The organism is Streptomyces sp. NPDC028314, from assembly GCF_055565795.1.
This window is the reverse complement of record NZ_JBVHTP010000001.1, coordinates 840,883-852,038: the sequence shown is the minus strand read 5'-3', so window position 1 is coordinate 852,038 and position 11,156 is coordinate 840,883. Positions and strand designations below refer to the sequence as shown.

At 71.1% G+C, this 11,156-nt stretch carries 9 protein-coding genes; 8 read left to right on the top strand and 1 reads right to left on the bottom strand.

Annotation, left to right across the window (positions count from 1 at the left end):
* Position 1 precedes the first annotated feature (1 nt).
* Genes ACZ4TG_RS03830 through ACZ4TG_RS03820 form a run of 3 tightly spaced genes read left to right on the top strand, consistent with a single transcriptional unit; the run spans position 2 to position 3,328 of the window.
* Positions 2-2,287, top strand: coding sequence for a lantibiotic dehydratase (locus ACZ4TG_RS03830; RefSeq protein WP_468159706.1), 2,286 nt, complete (start codon positions 2-4; stop codon positions 2,285-2,287).
* Complete coding sequence (locus tag ACZ4TG_RS03825; protein ID WP_468159705.1) at positions 2,284-3,066, top strand: thioesterase II family protein; 783 nt, start codon at positions 2,284-2,286, stop codon at positions 3,064-3,066. Before ACZ4TG_RS03830 ends, ACZ4TG_RS03825 begins: the two co-directional genes overlap by 4 nt.
* Before the next feature lies 1 nt (position 3,067).
* Positions 3,068-3,328: a phosphopantetheine-binding protein gene (locus tag ACZ4TG_RS03820; RefSeq protein ID WP_468159704.1), complete on the top strand. Its 261-nt coding sequence runs from the start codon at positions 3,068-3,070 to the stop codon at positions 3,326-3,328.
* Positions 3,329-3,378: 50 nt separating this feature from the next.
* On the opposite strand, the gene ACZ4TG_RS03815 is transcribed toward ACZ4TG_RS03820, so the two are convergent.
* Positions 3,379-4,035, bottom strand: coding sequence for a hypothetical protein (locus ACZ4TG_RS03815; RefSeq protein WP_468159703.1), 657 nt, complete (start codon positions 4,033-4,035; stop codon positions 3,379-3,381).
* 271 nt (positions 4,036-4,306) lie between these two features.
* On the opposite strand from ACZ4TG_RS03815, the gene ACZ4TG_RS03810 reads away from it, so the two are divergent.
* The 5 genes from ACZ4TG_RS03810 (at position 4,307) to ACZ4TG_RS03790 (ending at position 11,139) form a co-directional block, all read left to right on the top strand.
* Positions 4,307-7,414 (top strand): non-ribosomal peptide synthetase, encoded by a 3,108-nt coding sequence (locus tag ACZ4TG_RS03810; RefSeq protein ID WP_468159702.1) that lies wholly within the window; start codon positions 4,307-4,309, stop codon positions 7,412-7,414.
* Positions 7,415-7,495: 81 nt separating this feature from the next.
* Positions 7,496-8,875 carry a glycosyltransferase family 4 protein gene (locus ACZ4TG_RS03805; RefSeq protein WP_468159701.1) on the top strand — a complete coding sequence of 460 codons (1,380 nt, stop codon included), beginning with the start codon at positions 7,496-7,498 and terminating at the stop codon, positions 8,873-8,875.
* Positions 8,872-9,567, top strand: a complete 696-nt coding sequence (locus ACZ4TG_RS03800) for a PIG-L deacetylase family protein (protein ID WP_468159700.1) — start codon at positions 8,872-8,874, stop codon at positions 9,565-9,567. The genes ACZ4TG_RS03805 and ACZ4TG_RS03800 overlap by 4 nt, the downstream gene beginning before the upstream one ends.
* Positions 9,564-10,541: a UDP-glucose 4-epimerase GalE gene (gene galE, locus ACZ4TG_RS03795; RefSeq protein WP_468159699.1), complete on the top strand. Its 978-nt coding sequence runs from the start codon at positions 9,564-9,566 to the stop codon at positions 10,539-10,541. The genes ACZ4TG_RS03800 and galE overlap by 4 nt, the downstream gene beginning before the upstream one ends.
* A 7-nt stretch (positions 10,542-10,548) precedes the next feature.
* Entirely contained in the window at positions 10,549-11,139 is a 591-nt protein-coding gene (locus tag ACZ4TG_RS03790) for a histidine phosphatase family protein (protein WP_468159698.1), read from the top strand.
* Positions 11,140-11,156 lie beyond the last annotated feature (17 nt).

Here is an 11,156-nt window from a genome sequence, read left to right as displayed (position 1 = left end):
GGTGATCAGTACCGATCAGAGGACGCGGCGGCCCGCCACCGCAGCCGACCACCGGGTGGCGCTCGCCCCCGGCTGGTCGCTGTGGCGGCAGGCCGTCCTCCGCGGCGCAGGCCTCCCCTTCGGCTGGCTGGAGGAGCTGCGCCCCCAGGGGCGCGGCACCGGACACTTCATCGGCCAGGACGACTTCCTGGCCGCCCTGACCTGGCAGAACCCGACGGTCCTGCGCAACTGGCTTGCCCGTCACGCCGCCGCGGACGGCGCAGCACCCCGAAGCGCCAAGCGGGAAGCGCTGCTGGCCCACTACGCCCAGCGCTACTGCGCGAAGAACGACACCATCGGCTTCTTCGGACCGGTGTCGTGGGCCGAGTTCGCGCCGTCCGCAGAAGGGGTGACCGCGACCGGCACCGGCGCCGTCGCCCGCAGCGGCGTCTTCTTCGAGACCTGGGCGGTCGAGGCCCTCGCCGCGGCATGGGCACACGACCCCGAGGTGTTCGACCACCTTCCCGTACGACTCCACCCGACCGTGTCCGTCAGCCCGCGGGGCGTGCACCGACCGCATCGAGCACCGGAGCACCTCCTCGGCCTGCGCGCCGCGCTCGTCGAGGCGCTGTGGACCGGTGCGGGGGAGCCGGCCGACGTACGGCAGCTGACGGCCCGGGTCACGGCGGCGCACCCGGCGGTGCCCGAGGCCGTCCACGGCGAACTGCGGGCGCTCGAAGCACTCGGCATGGTGACGGTCGGCGTCGCGGTCCCGCTCAACGAGCGTCCCGAGGCCGCGCTGCGGGAATGGGCGTCCGGCATCGGCCACCCCGCCCTGCGACGCCGCCTCCTCGACGAACTCGGCTCCCTGACCGGGCTCCGCGACGAGGTGGCCCGGTGCGCCGACCCGGTCTCGCTCCTCGACGCGCTGACCGCCCTCGACGAGCGGTTCGCCGCGCTCACCGGAGCGGCCCCCAGCCGCGCAGGGACATCGGCCCCGGCCGGCCGCACCCTGGTGTACCTGGACTGCCGCCGGGATCTGGACGTGTCCCTCGGCACCGACCTGCTGGAAGACCTCAGGGGGCCGCTCGCCCTGCTCCTCGCCAGTGCACGCTGGTTCGTCGCGGAGACGGCCCGAGAGGTCTCGGCGGAGCTGGTGCGCCGCCATCGGACCCTGAGCCGGAACGCGTCCGGTGAAGTGACCCTGGACAGCCTGCTGTTCGCGGCCAGTGACGTGCTTTCCGGCGCACCCTCCACGGTCATCTGGGAGATCGTCGAGGACTTCCAGGCCCGCTGGGCCGAAGTGCTCGGCTGCGCCACCCCGGACCCGGAAACCGGCGCCCTGCGGCTGGACTGCGCCACGGCCGCGCCGCTGGTGCGCGCCCTCTTCCCGCCGGGGCGGCTCGGCTGGACGCAGGCCCGCTACCACAGCCCGGACCTGATGCTCTGCAAACGGCCGGACGGCGGGCACTCCTGGGTCCTCGGGGAACTCCACATGGCCCTCAACACGATGGAGAGCCGGGTCTTCCACACCCAGTCCGACGACCCGCAGGCCCTGGTCTCGGCAACCGCCGCCGACCTGACCGACGGCCGGATCCTGCCGCTCTACCCCAACAGTTCGCCCGAGGTGAGCCCGCGGACCTATCCGCCGGCCTCCGTCCACGTGCCGGGTCAGTACGTCTACTGGTCGTACGCCCAGGACGCCGGAGACCCGGACGGCGGAGCCGGACTGCCCTCCACCGCCCTGCTCGTCAGCGAGCGCGACGGCGAACTCCTCGCCGGGCCCCGCGACGGCGGACCACAGGCCCCGGTGCTGGAGTTCTTCGGCGACTTCCTGACCGCACTCGTCGTCAACCGCTTCCAGCTCACAGCGGACGCCCCCCGCGCACCGCGCGTCCATCTGGGAGACCTGGTGGTGCGCCGTGCCTCGTGGTCCTTCCCCGTGGCAGCGCTGCCGGGGAGGGGCCGTGGCGGCCCCGCGGCCGAAGCGGCACTGCGCGACCGGCTGATCGCCGCCGGGGTGCCCCGGTCGGTCTTCGTCAAACTGCCCACGGAGCCCAAGCCGTTCTACGTCGACCTCGACGCCCCCCTGCTCGTAAGGAACCTGCGGCGCGCGGTGGCCCGCGTACCGCAGGACCGGGCGGGCGAAGTACATCTCAGCGTGGTCGAGATGCTGCCGGGGCGCGACGACCTCTGGCTCACCGACGCGGCCGGTGAGCACTACACCTCGGAGTTCCGCGTCGTCGCCGTGGACGACCGTGACCACGCACCCGCATTCCGACCGGCACCCCATGGGACAGCACAGTGACATCCGAAACCGATTGGTTCATCCCGCAGTCGAAGTCCGACCAGGCGAGCCTGCGCGTCTTCACCCTTCCCCAGGCGGGCGGTGGCTGCGCAACCTTCGGCGCCGCCGCCCGCTCCATGGGGCCGGGCCTGGACGTGTGGGGACTCAACCTTCCCGGCCGCCAGGCCCGCTTCGCGGAACCCGCCCGCTCCGACCTCTACCCGCTGGTCGAGGAGATCGCCGACGCCTTCCCCCGGTTCGTCGACGGTCCGTACGCCTTCGTGGGCTACTGCTCCGGCAGCCTCCTCGCGCTCATGCTGACGGCTGCGCTCAAGGAACGCGGCCTGGCACTGCCCGAGGGTCTCGTGGTGATCTCGTTCCGCGCACCGCACCGCCCGAGCGGCTTCGAGCAGGTGCACACCCTGGAGAGCGAGGACTTCTGGCGGGAAATCCTCTCCTACGGAGGAGTGCCGGAGGTCCTCGTATCGCGCCCGGAGTACCGCGAGCTCTTCGAGCCCTCGCTGCGCGCGGACCACGCCCTCGTCGCGGCGTACCGCGACGAGGGCGTGCGACCGCTCGACGTACCGATCACCGTGCTCGGCGGCCGTCGCGACCCGGTGCTTCCCGCAGCCGAACTCCTGGAGTGGCAGGGCTACACCTCGGCCGGTTTCGGCCTCCGGCTGCTCGACGGAGCGCATTGGCTGCTGGAGGAGCCCGCCGCGCGGCTGCCCGAGGCGATCGGGCACGAACTGCGCGGTTTCCTCGCCGGCGGCGCGGCCGGCCGGGAACGGGAGGTCTGAGATGGACGACGTGACCTCCCGGCTGTACGCGGCCTTCCGAGCGGAACTGCACGCCGACGCGGAATTCAGCGAGACCATGGGCTTCTTCGTCGCGGGGCTGACCTCACTGCAACTGCTGCGGATCAGCGAACGCCTCGTGGCGGACGGCGTGAAGGTCACGTTCAACGACCTCTTCCGACACCCCACCGTCGCGGAGCTCGCGCATGAACTGCGCCGCCGTGAAGGCGCGTCGGGCGCGACGGGTCTGCCGTGGGAGTCCTGACGGCGAAGGCCCCCGGGACATCTTCCCGGGGGCCTGGCGGCACGGGTCGGTCAGGCGCGGGCGGCCGGGGCGAACCCGGCGAGTACGGCACGGACCTCCGGGTGCGACACCAGTTCGGCGCGCGTGCAGTCCACCGAGATCACCCGGGTGGCGCGGGCCCCCGGCCAGGGGCCGCCGAACGCGTGGTCTCTGGACATCACCATGAGGACCTCACCGTCCCACTCGGGGAACACCGCGTTGTGGGAGGCGATCAGGTGGGTCAGCCAGGCAATGGTGTGGCCGACCAGATCCGTCACCAGAGCCTCCAGGACGTCGTCCTCGAAGTCGTCCTCGGGGTCCTCCTCGCGCAGACTGCGGGCGGCCATGGCCCGCAACTCGCCCTCCATTTCGCCCAGAACCTGCTCCGGACGCCCGGTCAGGTCGTCCGCGGTGAACCGTACGGCCGGGGTGACGTCCCGCTCGGCGAACCGGACGACGGCCTCCCGGTAGGCCTCGCGCACCGAGTCGGCGGGGCACGGCGAACCGTCGAGCACCACCAGCACGGGAGCGGGTTCCTCGCGGGACAGCAGCCGGGCCACCGCGTAACCGATCGGAGACGCCAGGCAGTACGAGACGACCGCCCGGACGGGGGACTGCGGCGGCCGGTTCTCCAGAAGGCGGCGGGCGTACGCGTCCGCCGAGAACTCGTGAGGCAACGGGGTCGACATCAGGGAGTGCAGTTCGATTCCCGGTGTGTGATCCGCCAGATCGCTGATACGCGTCCTTTCCTGATGGCCGGGATAGTCGAGAGTCACCGCTACGGCGTCCATGAAATTCCTAACAAAGATTGAGAAGGTGCCGCCGTGAGCGCACCGCTTCCAGCGGTCTGCGCATCCGGCCCAGCACATCGTAATTCTTCAGCACCGACGAGAAAAGACGGAAATGAACTTCAGCGCTGTTGCCGGGGGACCGGCGGTCCCTGCCGTCGAGCAGTGGCCGGTGGGCCCCAGAGAGCAGGCCTTCTGGCTGCTTCAGGAGCTGGTCCCCGACGCCGGAGTCTCCAACGTGATCGTCGGCGTGGAATGTGCTCATCCCGTTGACACCGCCGTTCTTGCCGAAGCGGTGAACTGGGTGGTCCGCCGCCAGCCGGCGCTCCGATCGTACTTCGTGGAAGCCGGCGGAGTACCGGTCCGGAGAATCCGCCCCGCCAGCGCCGTCCAGGTGAACGTGGAAATTCACGCGGCCTGCGCCGACACCCTCCACGATCAAATCCGGGATTTCGCCCGTCCGGCATTCGACCTCGCGTCGGACCTCCTCGTCCGGGCCGGGCAGTTCGTCCTGCCCGACGGAGGCAGCACGATCGCCTTCGCGGTGCACCACATCGTCTTCGACGGCGGATCGACCCCGGTCTTCCTGGAGCAGGTCGAGGCCGCGTTCGCAGCGCTCATGGCGACCGGCGACTTCCCCCGGGACCTGCCTCCCGTGCCACTGCCCGCGCCGGACCCCGAGCCCTCCGACACCAGCCTGGCCTACTGGCGCGACCGGCTCGCCGCCGTCGGGCCCGGTGCCATGGAGCTGCACGGCGCACGGGAGATCGGACAGAACCCGACCTTCGCCGGTTCGCGGCTCGTCCACCAGTGCAGCCCCGGTACCGCCGAGGCACTGCCCCGGTTGCGCAGAGAGCTCCGGGCGAGCGACAACGCCGTGCTCCTCAGCCTCTTCTACGCGGTGCTCGCCGGCCACGGCGCGGGCCCCGACCTGGTGGTCGGGATTCCCCTCAACCTGCGCCGCCCCCAGTACGCCGACGCGGTCGGCTACTTCGTCACCACCCTGGCCCTGACGGCGCACACCACGCAGGGCATGACCTTCCGCGAGCTCGTCGAGCAGGTCCGGGACGGTCTGACCGAGGGCATCAGCCATGCGGACGCCCCGTTCGAGACCGTGCGGACGGACGGCCCGGCGGAGGGCCTCTGGCACCGGCCGGTATTCCGTCACATGTTCAACTTCCTGGACCGCTCCGAGGCGGACATGTGGTTCGCCGGCGGCCCGGCCCGGCGCCTTCGGCTTGCCGAGGCGGATACCGGACACAGCAGACTGGACCTCGAAATGGTCGCCGAACGGTCGGCCGCGGGCCTCTCCCTGCAAGCCGTCTACAGCACGGAAGTCCATACGCGGCAGCAGGCACTGGCCATGCTCCTGCGCTTCGAAGCACTCCTCGCCCAAGTGGCCGCGGACCCCGACCGCGCCCTCGGCGACCTGACGTGCGGCACGGACGCGGACGCGGCCGTGGTGGCCCGGGCGAACGCCACCGCACGCAGCCGGCCGGGAGCACCGAACGTGCTGGACGCGGTCCGCGGCCGGGCCCTGGCCGACCCGGACGCCCTCGCGGTGACGGACGGCGAGGAGCGGATCTCCTACCGGGCCCTGGTGACGGCGGCCGAACGGGTCCGCGACCGCCTGATCGCGGCGGGCGTGGAGCCGGGCACCGCGGTCGCCCTGGCGGGCCCCCGAAGCGCCCGGACCGCCGCTGCGGCACTGGGCATCTGGGCCGCCGGGGCGCACTACCTCCCCCTCGATCCGGCGCACCCCGTCGAGCGTCTGGCCGACCATCTGGCCGACGCCTCGGTCTCGTGCGTCATCGACGACGGCGCCCTCGACCCGGCCTGCCTCGCCGGCCGTACGACGGTGGCGGCCGCGGCCTTCGACGAGGCGGCGCAACTCTCGGCCGACACCCTCGCACCGGTGGTGCCGCTCGACGCCGGCACTCCCGCGTACGTCATCTTCACGTCCGGTTCCACCGGCAGGCCCAAGGGCGTCCGGCTGTCCCACGGCAACCTGCGCAACGTCACCGAATCGTTCGCCGAGCTGCTCGGGATGGCGGCAGGGGAGTCGATGCTGTGGCTCACCACTTTCGCCTTCGACATCTCCGCGCTCGAACTGTTCCTTCCGCTGACGGTCGGGGGCAGCGTCCTCGTGGCACCGGACGAGGCGCGGTCGGAGCCGGAGGTGCTTGCCGCGCTGATCGCCCGTCACCGCCCGGACGTGCTCCAGGCCACGCCGACCACGTGGCGCCTGGCGGTGGAAGCATGGGGACCCGGTGCCCTCGCGGGGACCAGAGTGCTCTGCGGCGGGGAGCCGCTGCCCGAGGCGCTGGCGCAGCGGCTGTTGGAGACGGGTTGCCGGCTGTTCAACGTCTACGGCCCGACGGAGACCACGATCTGGTCGACGGCCGGTGAGGTCACCGGATCCGGACCCGTCACCATCGGCACTCCGGTCGCCAACACGCACATCCACATCCTGGACGCGGCCGGCCGCGACCTCCCTCCCGGCCTGCCGGGCGAACTGTGCATCGGGGGCGAGGGCGTGGCACTGGGTTATCTCGACCGGCCCGGTCTCACGGCCGAGCGTTTCGTGGACCACCCCCGACACGGACGCCTGTACCGGACGGGCGACCGGGGCCATTGGACGCACGAAGGGGAACTGTGCCTGCTCGGCCGCTCCGACCGCCAGGTCAAGGTGCGCGGCCACCGGCTGGAACCGGGCGAGATCGAGGCGGTACTGATGCGCCTTCCCGAGGTGGCCGAAGCGGCTGTGGCCGTCATCACGCCCGGGGACGACCCGAGCCTGGTCGCTTTCATCCGTGCGAGCGGCCCGGATTCGCCGGCGGACGACTGTATCTGGGAACACATCCAAAAAACACTGCCGTCTTACGCGCATCCTTCCCGTATTGTCCGAGTTGAAGCACTTCCGATAACGGCCAATGACAAGGTAGATTACGGAGCGCTTGCCGTACTGGGGGAAAAGTCGGCCGGCTATCGCGATGCAGGCGTGGCACAGGAAGTGCTGCCTCATCCGGGAGAAGTGGACGAGGAACTCCTTTCCCAGCTCGTGGAGCTGTGGCGAACCATTCTGAAGGATCCCGGACTGGGTCCGACGAGTCATTTCTTCCGAAATGGCGGACATTCGCTGCTCGCCACCCGCCTCGCGGCAAGACTGCACCGGAAGGTCGGGGTGCGGGTGAGCATCGTAGAAATTCACGAAGCTCCCACCCCTTTGGAACTGGCCAAGTTCATCGGGGCCGACGCCAGTGTGAATCACGAAGGTTGAGGGTGTGAACCCCGACTCGGGGCCGAGCGCGGAGTCCGGCTTCCCGCCATCACAGAACCAAGAAAGGCAAGATTCCCGCTGATGCGAATTCTGGTTACCGTTTCCGACCAGGTGTGGGGCGGCAAGCATCGTTACATGTTCGACACCGTCCGCGACCTGCGGGCGGCCGGACACGCCGTCACGACCGTTGTCGAGAAGGACAGCGCCATGGGTGACCGCCTGCGCGCGGCTGAACTGCCCGTGGTCGAGGTACCGCCCTTCGGCGGGTCGCGAGAGGCCGCAGCCGCCGCTCTTGCCGAGGCGGCAGGCGTGGAGCGGCCCGACATCGTCTGCGTGACGGGCCGTCATGATTCCGCGGCCTGGCTGGCCTCCGAAGAGTCCCACGAACTGCGACCCGCCCTGGTCCTCTACCGCCACTCCGCGTTCCCGCTGGAACCCGGGGCGGACACCGAGCGGCTGCTGTCCCGTACCGGCCTGATCATCGCAACGTCGAAGGAGCAGGCCGAGCGCCAGTTCGCCGCCACCGGCATCCCGGGGCTCCAGGACCGGGTGGAAGTCATCACCAGCGGCGTCAGCCCGGAATTCGTGGAGCGCGCCGCCACCGCGCGTCGCTCGACCGTCCGCAAGGAACTGGGTCTCGACTCCGAGGACTTCATCCTCGCCGTCGTGGCGCGCCTGTCCTGGGAGAAGAACATAGGCCAGGCGATCGAGGCCTTCGCCCAACTCGTCCTGGAAGAAGACGGCATGGCCGCCAGCCTGCTGGTGGTGGGCGACGGCCCGATGCTCGGCGAACTGCAGAAGCAGGCCGCTGACCTGGGTGTGTCGGACCGGGTGGACTTCGTCGGCCACCGCGACGACATCCCCGAGGTGCTCGCCGCCGTCGACGCCGTCCTCCTCACCAGCAGCGTGCCCGAGACGGGCCCGCTTGCGCTCAAGGAGGCCATGGCTGCGGCCCGGCCCGTGATCGCCACGCGCATCGGCGGCATCCCCGAGTTCGTCACGGACGAGGTGAACGGGCTCCTGGTCGAGAACGCCGACCAGCTGCGGGAGGCGATGCGCCGGCTGATCCTGGACGAGGCGTTCGCCGCCGAGCTGGGACGGCGCGGCCTCGACGCGATTCTGACGGAGCACCGGCTGGAGCGGCGCACCCAGTTCCTCTCCTGGCGCCTGGACTTGCTGGCGATCGAGCAGCTGCCGCTGGACGTCGCACTCGGCGAAACGCAGTGGGACGGCGTACGGCTGCGCACCGAGAGCGAGGGCGGATTCGTCTTCGTGCCCCGCACCTCGCAGCTCCTGCCGGTCGACGCGCCGGCCCGGGAACTCATCGAGCGGTCGGTCGCCGCAGGTGACCCCCTGCTGCTCGCCGGTTCGGACGAGCCCGCGCACCGGGAGCTGGTGGCCACCTTGTTCCGCATGGGCGCACTCGTCCGGCGCGGACGCTTCGACAGGAAGGAACGATGAGCACACTCGTCGTCGTCGCCCACCCGGACGACGAAGTGCTCGGTGCCGGAGGGACCATCGCCGCCCTGGCCGCCGCCGGACAGGCGGTCACCATCCTGATCGTCGCCGAAGGAGTCTCGCTCAGACACCGGGACATCACCCTGGAGCAGGCACGCGAGACCTGCCGGGAGGCGGCCCGCCGCCTCGGCGTCAAGGACGTACGGTTCGGCGGTTTCTCCACTGACGGGACGCTCATCGCGGACGGCCCGCAGAGCCGGGTCGTCTCGCTGGTCGCCGAAGTCCTCGAGAACGTACGGCCCGAGACCGTGCTGACCCACCACGCGGGGGACATCCATGCCGATCACCGGCTGCTGGCCCGGTCGGTCGTCTACGCCACCCGCATCATGGCGGCCGGCACCGTCCGGCGCGTCCTCCACTTCGAGGTCCTGTCGTCGACGGAGCAGCAGACACGGCCGTCCGAGGCCTTCCTGCCGACCGTCTACCAGGACATCGGTGAGTTCGTCGACGCCAAATGCCACGCTCTGGAGGCCTATCACTACGAGGTCTTCGACGCACCGCACCCGAGGTCACCCCACGGCGTCCGGGCACTGGCCGGCTACCGGGGAGTCCAGGTGGGCGTCCGGGGGGCCGAGGCGTTCGTCCTGGGCCGGGAGCTCGTCACGGCGCAGGCCGGAACGGAAGGTGCCGCATGAAGGTCCTGCTCACGGGAGGCGCGGGGTACATCGGCTCCTTCGTCGTGCGGGAACTGACGGCGCGCGGCCACGAGATCCAGGTGATCGACAACCTCTCGTCCGGTCGCGAGGAAGCGATCGCCGGTACGCCCCTCGTCGTCGCCGACATCCGCGACGAGAAGGCCGTGATGGAGACCTTCGACCGGTTCCGGCCCGCATGCGTCATCCACCTCGCCGCCCTGAAGTCCCCCGAGGAGTCGTGCCAGGACCCCGCCCGCTACTTCGACGTCAATGTCGGCGGAACGGTCAACCTCCTCCGCGCGGCGTCCCGTTACGGGGTGGAACGCTTCGTCTTCTCCTCCTCGGCCGCCGTGTACGGCACACCGCAGGTGTGTCCGGTGGACGAGACGGCCCCCGCCGCCCCGCAGAGTCCATACGGCGAGTCGAAGTACGTCGGGGAGCGGCTGGTGGCGAGCCAGTCTTCCGCGAGCGGGATGCAGTACGCCTGCCTGCGCTACTTCAACGTGGCGGGAGCGGCGCCGGACGCCTCGCTCGGGGAGTACTCCGGCACCGAAGCGCGACAGCTCGTGCCGCGGGCCGTCGCGGTGGCCCGTGACCTGCTGCCGGATCTGAAGGTCTTCGGCACCGACTACCCGACCGAGGACGGGACGGCGGTGCGCGACTACATCCACGTCATGGACCTGGCCCGGGCCCATGTCCATGTCGCCGAGGGACTGGGCGAAGCCGGGCGCTGCGGCACCTACAACCTCGGCCGCGGCGAGGGCGTCAGCGTGCTGGCCCTGGTGGAACGGCTGCGCGGGATCAGCGGCGCGGAGGTACCCCTGGACTTCGCCCCCCGCCGGCCCGGTGACATGGCGGCCTCCTGGGCGGACGCGGGGCTCGTGGAGCGCACCTTCGGCTGGCGTGCCGAATACGGCCTGCACGAAATCCTCAGCTCCGCCTGGAGCTGGCACACCGCACCCGACGCGGGGTGAACGGGCCGTGCACATCCACCTCGTACGGCACGGCCGGGACACCCGGCGGGGAGACCGGAGCCTGACCGCGGACGGCGTGCGCCAGGCCAGGGCGGTCGCGCAGCGGTTCGGGCACAGCGGCGTCACCGACCTGAGGACGGCGGCGCTGGACCGGGCACGGGAGACCGCCCGGGAGATCGCCCGCGCCACCGGCATCGTGGCGGAGGTCGACCACCGGCTGGACGAGATCCGCCCGGGAACGGCCGACGACTTCGGACTTCCCGGGCCCCGCGAACGGCTGCGCGCACCATCGTGCGGCCCGGACACCGGCGGCGCCGAAACCTGGGACCGTTTCCTGGAACGGGTCTCGGCGTTCCTGTCCGAGCTGTGCCGCGCGAGCGCACCGCAGAGACAGGTCGTCCTGGTGACCCACAGCGGGGTCTTCGACGCGATGTTCGAGATCCTCTGCGGCACGGGACAGCGCGTCGAACTCGCCGTCGCGCATACCGCGGTGACCCACTGGGAGTACCGGCCGGGCTGCCCCGCCGGTTCCTGGCTGCTGCACAGCCACAACGACACGACCCACCTCGACCACCCGAACCACGCACCGGCCGCCTAGGCCGCCGGAGCTTCCGG